Annotated in this window: 15 protein-coding genes; 2 read left to right on the top strand and 13 right to left on the bottom strand. The window is 50.4% G+C overall.

Annotated features, from left to right (window positions below; translation table 11 throughout):
• Window position 1 precedes the first annotated feature (1 nt).
• From EXW96_RS02865 to EXW96_RS02855, 3 genes are read right to left on the bottom strand one after another with little or no spacing between them, the layout of a single operon-like run.
• The gene (locus EXW96_RS02865; RefSeq protein ID WP_174349817.1) at window positions 2–214 is read right to left on the bottom strand and encodes a Rossmann-fold NAD(P)-binding domain-containing protein; all 213 of its coding nucleotides are present in this window, start codon (window positions 212–214) and stop codon (window positions 2–4) included.
• Between the two features lie 39 nt (window positions 215–253).
• Window positions 254–943 carry a class II aldolase/adducin family protein gene (locus EXW96_RS02860; RefSeq protein ID WP_054817196.1) on the bottom strand — a complete coding sequence of 230 codons (690 nt, stop codon included), beginning with the start codon at window positions 941–943 and terminating at the stop codon, window positions 254–256.
• 30 nt (window positions 944–973) lie between these two features.
• Window positions 974–2,248: a Rieske 2Fe-2S domain-containing protein gene (locus EXW96_RS02855; RefSeq protein WP_062408154.1), complete on the bottom strand. Its 1,275-nt coding sequence runs from the start codon at window positions 2,246–2,248 to the stop codon at window positions 974–976.
• A gap of 408 nt (window positions 2,249–2,656) precedes the next feature.
• Here EXW96_RS02855 and EXW96_RS02850 point away from each other — a divergent pair, with 408 nt between their 5' ends.
• Window positions 2,657–3,895, top strand: coding sequence for an IS110 family RNA-guided transposase (locus EXW96_RS02850; RefSeq protein ID WP_174349816.1), 1,239 nt, complete (start codon window positions 2,657–2,659; stop codon window positions 3,893–3,895).
• Between the two features lie 240 nt (window positions 3,896–4,135).
• Here EXW96_RS02850 and EXW96_RS02845 read toward each other — a convergent pair whose 3' ends face one another.
• From EXW96_RS02845 to EXW96_RS28220, 9 genes are all read right to left on the bottom strand, one after another.
• On the bottom strand, window positions 4,136–5,200 hold the full coding sequence (locus EXW96_RS02845; protein ID WP_054817193.1) for an ABC transporter substrate-binding protein: 1,065 nt from the start codon (window positions 5,198–5,200) through the stop codon (window positions 4,136–4,138).
• Window positions 5,201–5,421: 221 nt separating this feature from the next.
• A complete protein-coding gene (locus EXW96_RS02840; RefSeq protein ID WP_054817192.1) occupies window positions 5,422–5,772 on the bottom strand; it encodes a hypothetical protein in 351 nt (116 codons plus the stop codon).
• 255 nt (window positions 5,773–6,027) lie between these two features.
• Complete coding sequence (locus EXW96_RS02835; RefSeq protein ID WP_174349815.1) at window positions 6,028–7,026, bottom strand: ABC transporter permease; 999 nt, start codon at window positions 7,024–7,026, stop codon at window positions 6,028–6,030.
• Window positions 7,023–8,525, bottom strand: coding sequence for a sugar ABC transporter ATP-binding protein (locus EXW96_RS02830; protein ID WP_217437231.1), 1,503 nt, complete (start codon window positions 8,523–8,525; stop codon window positions 7,023–7,025). Before EXW96_RS02830 ends, EXW96_RS02835 begins: the two co-directional genes overlap by 4 nt.
• A 95-nt stretch (window positions 8,526–8,620) precedes the next feature.
• A complete protein-coding gene (locus EXW96_RS02825) occupies window positions 8,621–9,766 on the bottom strand; it encodes a sugar ABC transporter substrate-binding protein (RefSeq protein WP_062408146.1) in 1,146 nt (381 codons plus the stop codon).
• Window positions 9,767–9,813: 47 nt separating this feature from the next.
• Window positions 9,814–11,247 carry an aldehyde dehydrogenase family protein gene (locus EXW96_RS02820; RefSeq protein ID WP_174349814.1) on the bottom strand — a complete coding sequence of 478 codons (1,434 nt, stop codon included), beginning with the start codon at window positions 11,245–11,247 and terminating at the stop codon, window positions 9,814–9,816.
• A gap of 58 nt (window positions 11,248–11,305) precedes the next feature.
• Window positions 11,306–12,433: a zinc-binding dehydrogenase gene (locus EXW96_RS02815; RefSeq protein WP_054817184.1), complete on the bottom strand. Its 1,128-nt coding sequence runs from the start codon at window positions 12,431–12,433 to the stop codon at window positions 11,306–11,308.
• Between the two features lie 50 nt (window positions 12,434–12,483).
• Complete coding sequence (locus EXW96_RS02810) at window positions 12,484–13,560, bottom strand: zinc-dependent alcohol dehydrogenase (RefSeq protein WP_062408142.1); 1,077 nt, start codon at window positions 13,558–13,560, stop codon at window positions 12,484–12,486.
• A gap of 213 nt (window positions 13,561–13,773) precedes the next feature.
• Window positions 13,774–15,348 (bottom strand): response regulator transcription factor, encoded by a 1,575-nt coding sequence (locus tag EXW96_RS28220; RefSeq protein ID WP_174349813.1) that lies wholly within the window; start codon window positions 15,346–15,348, stop codon window positions 13,774–13,776.
• A gap of 99 nt (window positions 15,349–15,447) precedes the next feature.
• On the opposite strand from EXW96_RS28220, the gene EXW96_RS02800 reads away from it, so the two are divergent.
• Window positions 15,448–16,701, top strand: coding sequence for an ISL3 family transposase (locus tag EXW96_RS02800; protein ID WP_309224977.1), 1,254 nt, complete (start codon window positions 15,448–15,450; stop codon window positions 16,699–16,701).
• A 24-nt stretch (window positions 16,702–16,725) separates the two neighbouring features.
• On the opposite strand, the gene EXW96_RS02795 is transcribed toward EXW96_RS02800, so the two are convergent.
• Entirely contained in the window at window positions 16,726–18,606 is a 1,881-nt protein-coding gene (locus EXW96_RS02795) for a cache domain-containing sensor histidine kinase (RefSeq protein ID WP_174349812.1), read from the bottom strand.
• Window positions 18,607–18,610: the final 4 nt, after the last annotated feature.

Raw genomic sequence — 18,610 nt, 5'->3', positions numbered from 1 at the left:
TTTACCACACTTGTATGATGTCGGAAGCTCCGACCGCATTCCACAGGTTCATCACCTTAAAGCCGTCCTGCTCGGCACGAGGCCACATAACATCCCTTTCACGCAAGCCGATCACGACCTCATAGCCTTGCTCGCGCAGCCGCTTTGCATATTCGGCCCCGTCCTCGCTGTAGCCAAGTACGGCAATTGTTTTTCCTGCAAATTTATTAGGCATCGCCATGGCGTCTCCCCTCTCTGCCAAGCCAATCGGAAGTTATTGCCGTAGTTTTACTTCATAATAATCCCATACCTTGCGGTAGAGAGCAGGCTTCCCTAAATGACGGGCACAGGCCTCGATTTCCTGATCGTTCAGCTCATAGGGCATGCCCAAAGCTTGAGCCCTGTACTGGCGCTGAGCGTTCTCTTCCAAGTAAATGCACAAGGCGAACGCCTCCTCGAGCGTGGAGCCGGTGATGACGCTTCCGTGAGATTTTAACAGCATCGTGCGGCTGCCCCCGAGCGCCTCGGCCAACCGGCCGCCCAGCTCCGAAGTGTTTATGGAATCCACACGGTCAAACGTCGAAATCTCCCCCAAAAGAGCTGCTTGAGGAAAAACAGGCTTAAGCGGTGTTCCCGTTATACTGAACAAGGTCGACCAGCGGGGATGGGCATGGATCACAGCCTGTACGTCGGGCCGTTTTTTATAGATTTCCGTGTGGATGTGATATTCCATCGGCGGGACTTCGCTCCCTTCCAACGGCGTGCCGTGTACATCCATAATGACGATATCCCCGGCGCTCAAATCGTTCCGGGCACTCGGTCCCGAATTGATCAGGATATGCTCCGTACCGGGAATACGCACGCTGCAGTGGCCGTTAAAGTCGATGATCTCTGCCCGTTCCAGCATCAGAATACATTGTACCAAGCTCATTTTTAATGATTCCAAACCAGCAGCGAGTACCATATTCGTTCCTCCCCTTTGCTAATGGGCCGCCTAGAACTTGGCTGTCATTTCTTCGAGCAGCGCCTCTTTCCAATCCACACCCTTGGGCAGAAATTGATCGCAGCCTCTAACCCTGCTGTGTGTTTCCGGATCCGCCCCGCGCGGCGTTTTACCCGCCTCCACGTCTCTGGTGGCCTCCAAAAGCAGCTGGCGCGCCGCAATAATGGCGGTATCCGCGGTACCCAGCTTTTCCTTGGTGCGATCGCAGAATGGCTGTTCCATCGTTTCCTGAAGCGCGTAGTCCTGGGTGTTGATTCCGGAGATGCCGGTAAAGGTTTCGGTTCGCTGCACCTCTCGGTCAATGAGATAATCGTTGGAAGGATTGCGCACCAGTTTATACCCCGGCAGCATATCTTCTTCTCCGCGACCGAAGTCCTTTTCGTGCTTCTTCACAAATTCAGGAGTGAATGGAATATGGACATCCGATGAGTATAAAATGTTATACACCCATACGTTAGCGTCATCGATAGGCACCCACACATGGCCTGCGATGGACGGAAATTGCTCCATTTTACCGTCGGTCCAGCGGATCATGGCACCTCTCATTTGCTGTGCGGGCATAAGAAATTGATAAGCCCTGACATAATGGTTATCTTCCTTCAAGTCGCGAATTCCTGCGTATTTGAAGCCGTAATCGGTTTTGACCACCTCGAGCTTTGGCGCGGTAGCCCTTGTCCGCAGCGCGTTTTTATCCGCTATGTTATTGTTATGGGCAAACGAGGAATGGGAAGTGTCAATGCCTCCTTCCAGGGCTTGCAGCCAGTTGCACGCTTCGAAGGTTTTCGATACGTTGCGGCAGTTTTCCGGAGCTCTCATCCATTCGTAATCCGGGTAACCCGGCTGCTGCTCTTTCGGCCCCATGTAGGTCCAGATGACGCCTGCTTTTTCATAGACAGGATAGGCTTTCAATTTGACGCTATGCTTGAAATCGCTGGTTGGCGGCTCGTTCGGCGTGTCCAGGCATTGACCGTTTGTATCGAACTTCCAGCCGTGATATACACAGCGGAGTCCGCATTCTTCATTGCGCCCCCAGAACAAATGGGCCCGGCGATGAGGGCAGTACGCATCGAGCAGTCCAACTTTGCCGTTCGTATCGCGAAAGGCAACCAGATCCTCCCCCAGCAGCCGGACGCGAACCGGCGGGCAATCCGCTGCCGGCAGCTCTTCGCTCAAGACGGCAGGAATCCAATAACGGCGGAACAACTCTCCCATCGGTGTTCCGGGACCTACCCTGCACAGCCTTTCGTTGTCTTCTCTTTTTAACATAGCCATCTCTCCCTCGTATCATATTTGTTGTAAAGCTTTGAAGGCCAATTTCCAGTTCCCCAGGGAACTGGCGACCGCTTTCAAAATTTCCAGCGTTGGCTCTTTGAAAATTGAATTGGGACTGGACTTTTCGAGATGCTTCCAGACAATAATTCTTAGGGTTATTCGGGGAAATCCTTCTCTCTCCTGTAGCATCGACTACTCTTAAAGTCTGCTTCCTCGGCTCTCGCTTGAACTTCTAACCCGCTGGCTGTCCCCTTCGGCAACCCATGCTCGAAGATAGCAGCTTCGAGGCAGCTCATGGACCGAAGTGAGTTCTCATATGCGAGGGTGATTGAACGGCGAGTGCGCTGGGGGCATCCCGAAAGGTCCAGTCCCTGAATCCCATAAAGAAAGGAGGAATCCCACGTGAAGTTGTTTGTCGGGATTGACGTGAGTTCGCAAGATTTAAAGGTGTGCATCATGGATGCTGGCGGCGATACCCTCCAAGCGTTCACGGTGCTCAACAACTACCACGGTGCCTGCCACCTGCGGGATCAGATCCTTGCCCACGCTGACCGCATCAAGCCATCGGAGATTCACATCGGTCTGGAATCAACATCGGTTTACAGTTGGCACCCCGCCATGTTCCTGCATGGGGACAAGCTTCTCAGCGAGCGGCATACGAAGGTATTTACCATTAATCCGAAGCTCATTAGCAAGTTCAAGGAAGCCTATGTGGACCTCGATAAGAACGACCGCATCGATGCCTGGATTATTGCAGACAGGCTGCGTTTTGGAAGGCTGCCGATGACCGTTGTCGCCCAAGAGCAGTACATCGCTCTTCAAAGACTGACCCGCATGCGGTTTCACCTCGTCCACAACCTGACACGAGAGAAGCAGTACTTTCTCCAGCACCTGTTCTACAAGTGCAGTGCGTTCTCCGCGGAGGTGGAGAGCTCCGCCTTCGGCCATGCCATCACTGAATTGCTCCTTGAGAAATACAGCCTGGATGAGGTCAGCTCGATGGATGTGGCGGATTTAGCCGACTACCTCAAGGATAAGGGCCGTAATCGATTCCCTGATCCGGAGGGTGTAGCGAGGTGCATCCAGAAAGCCGCGCGTGCTTCCTATCGTCTCTCAAAAGTCGTCGAGGACTCCATCGATATCATCCTGGGCACTTCTATCGAAGCCATTCGAAGTACGCAGAAGCAAATCAAGGAGCTCGACAAGGCGATTGAACGCATTATCGCCGGCTTACCCGGTGAAAACGTCCTGAAGACGATCCCCGGTATCGGCCCGATCTACAGCGCTGGTATTATCGCCGAAATCGGTGACATCCATCGCTTTGACGATCAAGCCGCTCTGGCGAAGTACGCTGGGCTTACTTGGCGAAAGAATCAGTCTGGCAAGTTTGAAGCCGAAGAAACGTCCCGTATTAAATCCGGCAACCGGTTTCTGCGTTATTACCTGGTTGAAGCTGCCAACTTGGTAAAGAACCGCGACGCAGAATTCGGAGAGTACTACCGGAAAAAATACAACGAAGTCACGAAGCACCAACACAAACGCGCCCTCGTCTTAACCGCAAGAAAACTTGTGCGGCTGGTCGATGTGCTGCTACGCAACGACCAAGTCTACACGCCGCGGAGGAAGGTGACTAACGCCTAAAGCTTCTCACCTACTTTCTGCGAAGCCCATTGGGAATTCCCAGTAAAATCGAGGTATATCCTGGAAAAATCGCTCGATTTTACTCAGGGTTTATTTCGTGATGCCATTTTTCCTGACTCAAAGCGATTTTCCATCAAAAGAATTTCCAATTACCGCGAATCAGGAACTTGACATCTTACCGCTGGACTTTGATTTCTTCGACAGGGTCGACCAAATGGCCCGGGCCGCTCTTATCACCTGCTACTTCGCATAAAAGCGTTCATCCACCACTTGATCGACACTCATTTCTTTCACAAGCGCACCGGTTTCCTTTACCGTATCGATAGCCCATTTCATGCCTTCGATGTTTATTTTTCCCTTGTCTGCGAGTGCCGGCAGTACGAAATCGAACGATTTTTCCGCATCGGCTCTATTCATTCCCAACTCTGCCATGGCGATTTGCAAAGCTTCTTCGCGGTTGGCGCCATCCTTTATGAACTTCACGGCCTCGGCGTGCGCCGACATAAAGGCGTAGACCACCTCCGGCGTATTTTTAATCAGGTCCCCATTGGCGGCGATCATATTGTGATTGTACGTTTTAAGCTCGTCGCGCATTAAGGCCAACCTGGTGAAACCGAGCTCCTCGGCCTTCAAATCGGTAGGCTGGCTTAAAATAGTGACGGACGCCTGACCGGTCTGCAGTGCCTGCAAGCGGCCCGCGTTCTCCCCTGCGTTGATAAGCCGTACGTCCTCGTTGGGCGTCAGCCCGTTTTTCTTCAACCAATATTGCAGCTGAATGTCTGTTCCGTTACCCGGTACGTTGCTCGCCGCCGACTTTCCCTTCAGATCGCCGGGGCTTTTGATATCCTTGGATACAAAGATCGAATACATCGACTGATCGTCGAGCGTACCGATCATTTTGACGTTTGCGCCTTCCGCCACCCCGGTAATAACCGATTCCGGAAGCGTGGAGATGATCGGATATTCTCCGGTTTGAAGTCCTCTTAGCGCAAGAACACCGCCTTTGACATACTCGAGATTGACTTCCAAATTGACGTTCTTATAAAATCCTTTCTGTTGAGCTACAAAAATCGGAAGATAGCTCATGTTTTTCGACGGAAGCCCCAGTTTCACCGTGGTCAGCTGATCCGGCATGGTCTTCATGGCCGCTGCAGCTCCCGGGTTTCCATTCTTGCCCTCTGGTGCGGGCGAATCAGCCGTCTGGCTCCCGCATCCGGCAGCTGCCAGTAACATCGAGGTACAGGCAAGCAGCCTCAGCGTATGCTTTCCAGTCCTGCTTAACGAATGTCGAATCCACCTCTTCATCCCACTCGCTCCCCTTTCAGGTGTCGGAGGGCCCGGTCCCCACACTATTCATGATCGCCCTCTTCAATAAAATACCTCTCCGCAAACGATAAAAACAGGGGCGGTTCTTGTATAATGAACAATGCCAAAAGAAAATCAGTTTCGTCTCAGGTCCTAAACAAAAAACAAGCTGACATCCACGGAATGCGGACGCCAGCTTGTCAGCTTGTTGGTTTAATTTTCTATGCCTGTACCTCTTTAAGATCCTTGACTCCCGATTTGGTTAGAATCCTGCGTAATTCGTGCTTTAATTCCAGATCCACTTTATCGCTTGCTAATATGGATTCAAAGGTAGAACGGACAATTCCGCCATTCTTCGGGTTTCTGAATAATGCATAGGTTTCCTGAAGCTCGTTAATCAATTCCTGCACATTCTCATTATTGGCTTCGACCGAGATTTGACCGATCAAGCTTTGCAGTCTTCGTGCCTTTTCAGCCTGTTTGGCCAGTCTTCGTCTTCTGTATCTCATGATCAGAATGAAGATGACTATATTAAGTAAAATAAGTGAAACGTTTACAACATTGCCTTCCACACCGGAATCCCCCTACGAAATGGATATGTTATGTATTTTGCCTGCGCTTTCATGTCAAACGATGCCTATCGGCCTACTGTACTTACAGAATTGTAGTATAAAAAAATCACCGAAGTCAATTTTTTCATCTCACTTCCATATGCAGCGCCAAACCAGACAGTACATTCATAGCAACAAAAAAATCCCATGTGATTGGGATTTTAAAAAGAACATATGCCGTTTATATGAAGAGGAACCGCCCTGGACCGGTTTGTTTCATTGTAAATATTTTGTTTTTAACGCATCGACCACAACGGCAATAAAAATCATCAAGCCCCCGACCATCGTCACATAATAGGAAGAAATTCCCAGTATTTGCAGGCCGGTTTGAATGACGGTAAGCAGCAGCACGCCTCCTAATACTCCGGAGATGCTTCCCCTCCCTCCCGTGAGACTGACGCCTCCGATGACGGCTGCAGCCAGCGTGTACATGAGCAAATCGGAGCCGAACGTCATCGTAACGGCACCCATATATGCGGAGAGCAAATATCCCGAAAAACCCGCCAATCCGCCCGAAATGGCAAAAGCATAAATCTTGATCCGATCTGTCCGGATCCCGCTCACATAGGCGCTCCGGCTGTTACCGCCCGTTGCGAACAGGCTTCTGCCGAACACGGTCTGCTTCCATATAAAATAGACCAACAAATAGATAAGAAGGAACGGGATGGGGAGTACGGGAAGACCGGCGACGGTTCCTTGTCCGATCCATGTATAGGCCGCAGGAAAATTAATAATGGAACGGCCCTGGGTCAAGGCCATAAGCGCTCCCTGCAGAATAAGCCCCATGGCCAGCGTTTCAATCAAGGCCGCAGCCTTCAATTTGGCGATCAGCCAACCGTTTGCGAATCCGACGCCAACCCCGAACAAAACAATGACCACAACGGCAAGAAACCAGGGAAGCCCGCCGTTCATCAAGGTGGTGCCCAATCCGGCGCTAAACGCCAGAACACCGACAACCGATAAATCGATCTCCCCGATAATCAGGACAAAAGACATCCCGGCGGTCAGCACGCCGAGCACAGCCGTTTGGACCAGAATATTTTGCAAAATCGATTTGGAAAAAAACGTGGAGTCGATTAACCCCATAGTAATAATCCCGAATACAAGGAGAAACCAGACAATATGATTGGCAAACAGCCGGACCAGCCTTTGATCGTTCTGTGCCAACGGCAGCGGAGGCTGCGAAACGGCAACATTGCTTTCTTTGACGCTCATGCTGCACCACCCTTTACTGAATCTCGCATTTGAATCACCTGCTCAGCCGTGAACCCGTCATTTTCCGCTTCACGGACGACCTTTCCGTCGGAGAAAAAGATTAAGCGGTCCGCTACCCTGAGCAGCTCATTGTAATCGTTCGTCAGGTACAGAACGCTTAAACCCGACCGGGTAAGCTCATCGATCAGAAACAAAATCTCCTCCCGGCTTTTGACATCGATCCCGATTGTCGGCTCATCGATAATCAATACGGACGGTTCCACGCTTAGCGCCTTGGAAATCACCACTTTCTGCTGATTCCCCCCGCTCAAATTCCCTACCAATTCATAAATAGAGCCGGCTTTAATGTTCAGCTGTTTAAAATAGCCGGTAGAATTGTCGATCTCTCTTTCCTTATCCACCAATCCCATCAGCTTTTTGAGCTTGGACCCCAGGATGGACAAACTGATATTTTCTTGAATCGGAAGCTGCTGTACAATCCCTTCTTTATGACGATCGTAAGATACATAGACGATATTATGCTTCAAGGCTTCAGCCGGTTCTTTGGGTATGCCGATCTCCCGGCCGTTCAAATGAATTTCCCCGCTCTCCACCGGATACAGCCCGAACAGGCCCCTGCATATTTCCCTTGCGCCTGATCCGGGAAACCCGATCAAGCCCAAAATTTCTCCACGGTGCAAACGGAAGGATACGTCCTTCAGGTCCTTTCCCTTGATGTTCCTGCATTCCAGAATCGGTTCCTTCTCCGCTCCCGGCTCCCGGGTACGGGTACACAGCTCAACATCTTCGCCCACGATCAAATTCGTCAGCGAGCGCTCGTCAACCGAATCCGCCGCATAACCGGTAAAAGACAGACCGTCGCGGATGACGGTGATCCGGTCGCACAGCTTTAGCACCTCTTCAAGATAGTGAGATATAAAAATAATGCCGGTACCCTGCTTTTTCAGCTTGAGTACGAATTCAAACAAGCTGTTTCTCTCATCCGCCGAAAGTGCCGTCGTCGGTTCGTCCAATATGATTAATTTGGCCTTGCTGAACAAAGCTCTGACAATATTGAGCTTTCTTTGATTGACAAGAGACAGATCCTTGGCCTTCATCCTGGGATCGATGGGAAGTCCGTATTCACGCAGCTCCTGCTCCGCCTTCTCAAACATAGGCTTCCAATCCACGAGCCCTGCTTTTTTCCGCAGCCATACGCCCAGAAACAGATTCTCGGCGACGCTGAATTCGGGAATGATGGTGGCATGCTGGGGGACGACATAGATGCCCAAATCTTGTCTTTCGAGAACGGAAAGCCGGTCGATCGGCTGTGAATCCAGTTCAACCGCTCCGCTGTCGCAGGAGAGAACGCCCGAGATGATATTGACCAGCGTGGATTTACCTGCACCGTTTTTGCCGACCAATCCATGAATTTCACCATAGTCTACGGCAAATTCGACATTTTTCAATACTTCCTTCCCGCCGAAGCTTTTGTACACATTGGAGATTTGAAGCAGCAAACGGATCCCCTCCTACTACTAATCTTTATGCGCATAAGATGGAGAGAGCGGAGCTCTACCCCATCTTATACCGTGTATGAAGCCTTAATATCTCCTTAATATCGTAATCCGTACTTGTTCCAGGCTACATTGCCCCAGTGCGCATCATTGTCTACATTGGTGCTGTCAATGACATAAGGATCGATGACCATGTGCGGGCCGGTCTGACCTTCCTTGATCGGCGCTTCTTTCCAGAAATAGCTGTCGTTCTTATAGGTTTCGATCGGAACCTTCTGTCCCTTTAGCGTATATTTGTCCAGCATTTCAATCACCAGCTCACCGTAAGCTACGCAATCCTGATTAATCGAGGCATCGTACCAGCCCTCTTGAATCCGCTGCAGCGCAATCGGCTCCGCATCAATCGTGACAAAGATGACGTGTCCTTCTTCGCCCACCTTTTTCAATTGATTGGTCTGCTTCAACGCTTCATAAAGTCCCATTGCAGGGTTGTCGCTTGGCGCGTGGACAGCGTCGAGGGTTTTGTACTTCGCGATCGCATTCAACGCCACATCCTGCGTCTTTCTCATATCTCCTTCGGCAGGCATGGCCAGATAATTGATGTTCGGATATTTCTTCATGACCGCATCGAAGCCTTCCTTACGCGCTCTCCATGCCGAGCTGGACATGGCCCCGTATGCATTCAGAACGTTGCCTTTGGCTTCTCCGTACTTTTGCTCCAGCCGTTTTACGATTTCCATGGCCGCCATTTCACCGGCTTTATAATTGTCGAAAGCCACTGTAAACGATACATTGCCGCCTGTCGTCGGCGTATCGAAAATCGCAACCGGAATGCCGGCCTGCTCCGCTTTATCGATGGCCGTAACCAGTCCTTCGCTGTCATTGGGATCGGAAATAATGGCTGCCGGCTTCTTGGAAATAAAGTTGATAAATTGGTTCGTTTGTTTGGCGGAATCAAAGTCGGCCACGCTCGCTTCGAATTGGTAGCCGAGCTCTTCTGCTTTCCGCTTGGCCGCTTCCTGCATCGCGACAAAGGCATAATAGTTCAAGCTTTTGTGGGATAAAGCAATCAGCCCTTTGCCATTGGAGCCGCTCGGCGACGTACCGCCTCCTTGTTCATTCTGCTGTGGAGGCGTTGAGCCTCCGGCGGTTTGCTGCTGCCCTCCTCCGCAGGCGGATATGGCAAGCGACAGCAGGAATACGGCAATCAATGCGGCAAAGCTTCTTTTTCTTAAATGTTTCATAGACATCCCCCTATTCTGTTTCAAGTTCTCCTCCAGCTTTCGCGGACTTACATGACACCGCGAAGAACGATGCTTTTGATTTGCGTCAGCTCTTCAAGCGTATACAGCGTTCCCTCTCTGCCGATCCCGCTTTTCTTATATCCGCCGAAGGCGCTGCATACCGGACGGTAGCAGGTTCCGCCATTGACGGAAACAATCCCGGCCTCGATTTGATTTCCCCCCTCCATCGCCTTGTAAATATCCCTGGTGAAAATGGAAGAGTTCAAGCCATATTGACTGGCGTTTGCGATGTCGATCGCTTCCTGCAGATCTTCAAACGCGATCAGAGCAAATACGGGACCGAAGATCTCCAGATCCTTGGCAATGTCCATATCCTTCGTTGCTTCGAGAACGGTAGGCTCGATGAACGTTTGCCGAACCCGTTTTCCTCCCAGTGCCAGCGTGGCGCCTTGGCCGATCGTATATTGAATTTGTCGTTCCACTTTTACTGCTGCGGCTTCGTTAATAAGCGGTCCGACATCCGTTCCTTCTTCAAGCTGATGGCCGATCCGCTTCGCAGCCAGTTTTTCAACCAACTTGGTTTTAAATTCCTCATAGACGGATTGCTGCACCAGCAATCGTTTGTTTGCGCAGCAGACTTGACCGTTCGCCAACAGCCTTCCGAATATCGCATGATCGACGGCTGCATCCAGATCGCCGTCCTCGCAAACGATCATCGCATCATTTGCGCCAAGCTCAAGGAACACCCTTGACAAGTTTTTGGCGCCGTTTTGGGCGATGATGGTGCCCACTTCCGTGCTTCCCGTAAAGCTGACGGCTTGAACCGCCGGACTTTTAACCAAATAATCTCCTACCTCTTCGCCATAACCGTTTACAATCTGCAGCACATCTCTCGGAACACCCGCTTCATGCAGCATCTCCGCCATGCGCGTGACCGTTAACGGGTCATCTTCCGGCGGTTTGACGATCATCGCGTTCCCGGCAGCCAAAGCAGCCCCCGCCTTGTGGGCAAACAATTCCGCCGGGAAATTGAACGGGATAATGCCTACGATGACGCCCAGCGGTTCCCGCTTCGTAATCATCAAATCTTTTTCAAGACCGGACTGGATTTCCAAAGGAATCGTTTGACCGAACAATCTTTTGGATTCTTCGACAAAGCCTTCAAAAATGGCCGCCGCCGTATCCAGCTCCCAGCCTGCCTGCTCCAGCGTCTTGCCGTTTTCTGCGCTGAGCAGCCGGGCGAGCTCATCGCGTTCGGCCCGCAGATGGCTCACAAAGCGGTTGATGATCTCCGCCCGTTTATAAATCGGCGTCCGCGCCCAAGCCTTCGCTCCAGCCTGCGCTGCGTCCAACGCCTTCTGAGCGTCCTCCATCGTTGCGGCCGGTACGGTGTCAATCAGTTCCATCGTGGCCATATTCCTTACTTCAATAACGGCACTGCCCGAAGCACCGCGTTGTTCTCCGTTCAACTGAATAGACATAACATGTATACTCCCTTTCCTTTTGGATTTGTGAAGCGGAACGGTTGGGATACTGCAGCTAGATCCACGGATTGATGGCAATTTTGATCACCTGATCTTCGCCGTCAAGGCGGTACCCTTTTTTGCTCATTGCCGTAATGGCGTCCCCGATTCGATTCAATCCAAGCGTTTGCGTAACCAGCTTATCGTAAGGCAGCTCCATTTTCTCAATGATATTCAGCGTCATTTCCATATGCTCTACATCGCTTCCCCATACCCCGTGAATGTCGGCGTTGTTCCGGAGAATATGCCAATGCGGATTGATATTGGCTGTGCCTACGTCTGTAAAATGGCCCAGCTCCACATAGGATGCGCTGTCGCGCAGGTAGGAAAGTCCTTCCGGAACAGAAGCCGGGAATCCCGAGCACTCGACGACCATATCGGCTCCGCGACCGCCCTTGGTTTCCTCCTTGACCAATTGGATACGCTCTTTGGGATCGCGGATTTCCTCGATATCAATCGTGACATCCGCGCCTAATTCCCGGGCCAGCTCCAGACGGCGCTTCGGCCCTCCCACGGCGATCACCTTGGCGGCACCCGACCGTTTGGCGAAAGCGACCGCTCCCAGTCCGATGGCTCCTGTCCCCTGCACCACCACCGTACTTCCGAAGCGAACGCCGCCGGCCCGCTGAAAACCATGGATACAAATCGAGAGAGGCTCCGTCAGGACGGCAATATGCGGTTCCATGTCCGTCTTGAAGAAAGACGTGCCCCGGTATTGAATATGAACATATTGGCTAAATCCGCCGGATAATAGATGCGGCGCCTGATCGGGCATGAACCCGTAAGCTTTCACATTGGCGCAGCGGGTCGGCGTTTTGGAAATTTTGCAGTAATAGCAATTTCCGCACGGTACTCCCGGCACAATCACCACCCGGTCGCCTTCCTTTACCGGTCTTCCGTTCGAGTCTTCGACTACGCCCTGTCCAAGCTTCTCAATGATGCCGCAGAATTCATGGCCCAATATGATCGGATACTCAATTGTATTCAAATGCCCGTAATAGATATGAACATCCGTTCCGCAAACACCCGCATATTCCGTCCGTAAAATGAATTCTCCGGCCTTCGGCTCCGGTACCTCATATTCTTTAATATGAAAATTCCCTTCGACTCCGTCCAAAACCGCTGCTTTTCCGATGATTGGCATGGTTGCTCCTCCTTCATGTCCGTTGTGTATAATAGCGCTTACAAATTCTTTTAAGGAATCAAGACTACTTTAATCGCCTTTTCCTCGCGGTTCGAAGCGCATTGCAGGGCTTGTTCCGCCTCGTCTAAAGCAAATTCGTGCGTAACCATCTTCTCAATGGGGAATCGCCCGCTGGCAATCAGATCGATGGCCCCTTGATACCCCCATGCACTCAGGAAAGACGTCTGCAGCTTCAACTCCTTAAACGTCATCTGATTGTCGGTTTCAATCGTAACCGGCCTATTCCCCGTTAATCCGAGATAATTGACCGTTCCGCCTTTTCTGGCGTAATTCAGACTATCCTTTTGCGCCTGCGGCGTTCCCGCCGTTTCGAATACGAGATCGGCTCCCCTCCCTCCTGTCAGTTCAAGCAATCTGGACCCGGCATCTTCTTTTCTAAAATCGATGACCTCATCCGCACCCAGCTGTTTGCCTAGAGCAAGTCTTTCATCCCGCGTGCCGATGAGAATAACCGCCGCCGCCCCTGCCGCCTTGGCCGCAACCGCAGTCAGCAGCCCGATCGGCCCCGCGCCGATCACGGCTACGGTGTCTCCAAGCTTCGGCGGCGTCAGGTGGACCGCCCTGACCGTCACAGCAAGCGGCTCCGTCAAAACGGCTCTGTGCCATGGAACGTGATCGGGAATCCGGTGAACGATGGCGTTGGAAGGCACATACAGAACCTGCGACCATCCGCCGAATAAATGAGGCTCCCGGGTGCAGCTGATATTGCAGCCGTACTGTCTTCCCTCCTCCCGGTCTTTGACGCACAGATTGTAAAATCCCTCTTTGCACCACCTGCACGCGCCGCAAGGAAGAATCATCTCTACTGCAACCTTGTCCCCGAGCTTGACCCCATGCTTTTGTGCGGCATTTTTGCCTAATTCCTCTACGGTGCCCACGAATTCGTGACCCGGGATAATCGGATAAGGCTCGCCCCAATCTCCACGGAAGATGTGTTGATCGGAACCGCAGATTCCGCACATGTGGACTTTGACAAGCAGCTCTTCATCGTTCAGTACGGGTTTAGGAAAAGTTCTTATCTCCAATGCGCCCCGTTTGTGAATAACAGCTGCTTTAACCGCTTTCATTTCCTATCTCCCTCCTTCTGTGATTTGATTTTACTCCATTGACAAATACCGCAACATGGATGAAAGTTTGGATGCAGGTGTTCATTTTTTAGATGATTCGCAATATAACGGAGAAAGGTGCAATGATTTACGGCAGGGTGTAAAATTTTTGGGCCTCCACACAAAAAAAAACGCGCAGGTCCATTGGATGACCTTGCGCGTGTGCCTGATCTTTTATTTTTCGATGGCTTCTTTGTACTGATTCGGAGATACGCCTGTGATCCGTTTAAACGATTTGGTAAAATATTTGGGGTCCTGAAAACCAACGGCCTCCGCGACTTCATAAATTTTCAGATTCGTTTGCCGAAACAGCTCTTTGGCTTTTTCGACACGCAGCTGAAGCATATAATCAATGAAGCTTTCACCCGTAACCTTTTTGAAGTAAGAACTTAAATAGCTCTTGCTCAGGCCGACATGCTCCGCCAATTGCTCCAGCGTCACCTCCTCGTGGAAATGGGTTTCAATGTAGGCAGCCGCTTTGGCTATTACCTTATTCACTCCGCCAATCAGGACGGATCTCTCCGCTTCCAGATGCCCGATACCATCCATAAGCCATTCCGTCAATTCCTTGAACGTCGGAATTTTTTTGACTCTTTCCATGTAGTCGAATTTATTGCTTCCCCATAGAGAGGATATAATATGACTGTTCGATTGAAGCCCTTCCATAATGGCCAAAACGATATCGATCACCATCATTTTTACAGATTCGACACTGGGCTTGCGATCCTGAATCAAAGCTGTCACTTCCGCAAGCATTTCCTTCAGCCTGCTCCAATTCCGGATCATGGCCAGCCGCTTGACGTCCTGCCCGTTCACATAGGCCTGGGCTTCAAAAGCTTCCGGAAGCTCCATGCCGTGCGTATCCTCCACGGTTCCAAGCTCATGGTAAAAGGCGTGCTGCTCCGCAAATTGCAGTAGATTCGAATATTCGGCAGGAAGCTGATCCATACTGCGGGAGGAACGATAGTACAATTGAACCTGACCGGAGGCCGGAGCCAGGCTCTTCAAGGCCGCATATACCGTTAATACTGTATGATTTTCCCATTCCATCCCCTTCTGCTTGCTGATATTCGCCGCTTTTTCAATCAAAACCAGATAGGACCTGTCACTTAACCTTACCGCCATAGCATTCGCTTCTCCCAGGCCATCCTGTAATGCTTTGGAAACGGTCTCTTCGGCGGCATTGACATTTTCTTTATACATGATCAACAGGAGCAGGCACGGCTTATCGAGCCATCGGAGGGCCAGCTTGTCGCTTTGCTGCTTCAATTCGGTATAGTGATCTCCCGTCAGAAGCGACCTCAACCATTTCTCCCGCAGTAAGGGCAGGGACTGACTGGCTTGTCTTTGCAGCTCCCGAACCATTTCCTGATTCGTCTTCATCTGCTCAAATTCGGACCGGATTCTGGATAAAGCGTTCTCCAGATGACCGTCCTCTTCCATTTCTGTTTTAAGTAAATAACCCGAGGCCCCGATTTCCAAAGCCTCCTTCACATATTCAAAGTCATTGTAGCAAGTAAGCAGCAGTACCTTGATATGCGGATAATCCCGCTTGATGATGCGCGTAAGCTCCAGCCCGTCGATGATCGGCATCCGGATATCCGTAATGACCAAATCGATGGGCTGCTGCTTGAGAATGTTCAACGCCTTCTCCCCGTTGGCCGCTTCGGATACGACCTCCATGCCGAATTCACCCCAGGGGACCAGCGTTTTAAGTCCTCTTCTAACAATCATCTCGTCATCAACCACTAAGATTTGGCTTCCTCGCTATAGTTCATGGCTAATGTCTGCTTAATAGAAATTTAGTCAATACTGCTCTGTAAGATGATTAATAGGGCGGGATGACTAGTGTGGACTACATTAAGCAGTAGTGACAATATGATTTCAGAGATGTTCAAAGTGGCGTTACAGTTGGAAGAACCATGGAAATTGACGCATGTTGAGTTTGACGATATGGATCAAGCTTGGCACCTGTTTATCGACTTTGCACGAGGAGCAACCTTCGCTTGTCCCTTATGCGGGATCGCTTGTAAAGCATATGACTCCGAGAAGAAGACCTGGCGACACTTGGACTTCTGGAATTGGAAAACATATATGCACGCCAGAATGCCACGAGTAAAATGCAAGGCGTGTAACAAGATAACGCAAGTATCGGTGAAGTGGGCCAGACCGCTTTCTCATTTCACTTTGCTCTTTGAAGCATGGGCGATGCGATTAATGGCGGAAATGCCCGTCAATGCGGCAGCCCGTGAGCTGAGAGAACATGACACACGGATGTGGCGCATCTTCCATCACTACGTCGATAAAGCGATGGCAGAGCTTGATATATCCAAGGTGAAACGGATTGCGATTGACGAGACGTCATCTAGGCGAGGGCACCGCTACATTACCCTGTTTGTTGATGTTGATCGCAAAACCGTGCTGTTTGCAACTGAAGGCAAAGGAATGGATACGTTGGAGCGCTTTAAGTCGTATCTGACAACAAAAGGTGCTGCCGCGCAGCAGATTGAAGAAGTATGCTGCGATATGTCACCCGCCTTTATCCGAGGCATTGAGGAATATTTTCCTGATGCCGAGATCACCTTTGACAAATTTCATGTGATGAAGCTGGTGGGCGAAGCCCTGGATGAGGTTCGAATTCAAGAGCAGAAGCAAATGCCAGAACTGAAGCGAACGAAATACATCTGGTTGAAGAACGAAGCAAACCTCAAAGCGGAGCAGAAAGAAACCTTACTGCGCCTAAAGGACAGCAACCTGCAGACTGGGCGGGCTTACCGTCTTAAGCTGGCCTTACAGGATCTCTGGACTACCCCGCATATTTTGGCGGATATGTATTTGCGGGAATGGATCGGCTGGGCCACTCGATCAAAGCTCTCGCCCATGATTAGCTTAGCCAAGACGATCAAGCAACATGAGGAAGGCATATTACGCTGGTTCCACAGCAAGATGACGAACGGTTTGCTCGAAGGTATTAATGGTCTGGTGCAAGCAGCCAAACGGCGAGCCAGAGGTTACCGCAACGTAGAAAATCTGATCGCCATGGTCTACATGACCGCGAATAAGCTCCGACTTCCAACGCTCGGAGCACGCCGAGCACAATAACCCTTACCGCCTTAATACCACGCTTCAGAGATTGAAACAGCGGTCAAGTGCTCTTCTTGAGGGCTGTTTCAATCTCTGAAATTCTCTTAGAGGCGGAAGGGTTATAAAACTAATATTTGCGCCTCTACCCACCCAGTAGAGCGAAGAGCCAAGATTTGTATCGTCAAGCTCCTCTACCCCTTCCTTTAGCCTGCAAGGCAATACGATAGAAATCCTCGTTCCCCTACCTTTGACGCTATCAATAGATAACCCGTACGAATCGCCGAAATAATGCTTAATTTTATCGTCCACATTCTTGATTCCGATTCCGCTGGAATGCTTTCTTTCCACATCGGGGGAAAATAAGGTTTTCAGTTTGTCGGCATCGATTCCTCTTCCGTTATCCTCCACAACGATTTCAACCAGATCCTCCTTGCGGCGGGCGCTGATTTCAATCCTTCCTTCATTGTCGGAAAGGCCGTGAAAGAATGCGTTTTCTACCAGCGGCTGCAGAACAAATCTGGGCACAAGGGCGGCCAGTACATCCGTATCGATCCGGTAAATGATCTTCACCTGATCGTCATACCTGTATTTCTGAATACGGGCATAGTAGGACAACACCTCCAATTCTTCCTCCAGCATATGCGTATAATTGGTCGTATTTAAACTCGCGCGCAGCAGCTTGATTAAAGCCGTCAGCATTTCGCTGATTTCCGGCGCCTTGTACTCTTTGGCCAGCCACTGCACGGAGTTTAACGTATTGTATAGAAAATGCGGATTAATCTGATATTGAAGGGACTGCATCTCGATTTGCTTCTTCTTTCGTTCGGATTCGGAGATTTTATCAATCAGGCTTTCGATCTCGGCTACCATTTGATTGAAGTTGCGGCTGAGATCACCGATTTCATCGTCCGCATCAATGGCAGACCGCGTATAAAACTTGCCTTTCTTTACCTGCCGCATGTCGATCTGCAATGTTCTCAGCGGTTTGATCAGCCGGTCTGACAATCCCCAGCCCAGCAGGATCGATATGACCAGAAAAATGCCGATCAGCATAAACACGATTTTCCGGATGGAAGCAAAGCTTTGCTCTATCTTCACATTCGGAATGAATGCGGCGACCTTCCATCCGCTGAAATAATTGATGTCATAGATAAAGCTGTATTCATCGTTTAACCCGCCGAGCAGATTCGTATTCGTAATATATTGATTCGAATATTCATGCTCCGCAGGCAGCAATGACGGATCCGAGCTGTACAGAATACGGCCATATTTGTCGATCAGCAATACTTTACCCAGGCTTCTTAGGGCGGGACTCTGAAACAGCTCATCGAGCTTATCTTGTTTCATTTCGATAATAATAACGGCCGGCGACGAACGCTTGGGAAGGATAAAGGGATACACAAGGGATACGACCCTGTCCGTTTTCGGTTCATTCAGGGAGTAATCGTTTACATGCGGTCCGACCCATGTCTTCTCTCCCGGATTTTGCAAGGAGCTGATATACCAATCTTTGGATTTCAACAGCTCCTGCCTCAGCACGGACGCAGTCGAATAGTATTGATCCCCTTCAATCACATGAATTTCATCAATGAAGGTGCGGTTATTTTTGAGCGCCAAAATAAATTGGCGGAAATCCTCGCGATGGATCTCGCTTTCTCCCCCTTCTTTCTCAAAGGCGGCAAACACCTGATAGTACACCATTCTCGACATCAAGTCCATCTCGTTCAAATGGTAGTTAATATTCTCATTGAGCTGATTCACCGTAATCTGCGCATACTCCAATACCTGCCCCTTCACGACTTCGGCTGTTTTTTGATAAGGGATGAAGCCGACGATCACTATAGGCAGAATACTGATCCATACAAAGCAAAAAAGAAGACGGCGCTTAATGCTTTTTCTAAAAAAATGAAGGATCCGTCCCATAGGC

It is taken from the genome of Paenibacillus sp. JMULE4 (assembly GCF_013337105.1).
GTDB lineage: Bacteria > Bacillota > Bacilli > Paenibacillales > NBRC-103111 > Paenibacillus_G > Paenibacillus_G naphthalenovorans.
This window is presented reverse-complemented; position numbering and strand designations above follow the sequence as displayed.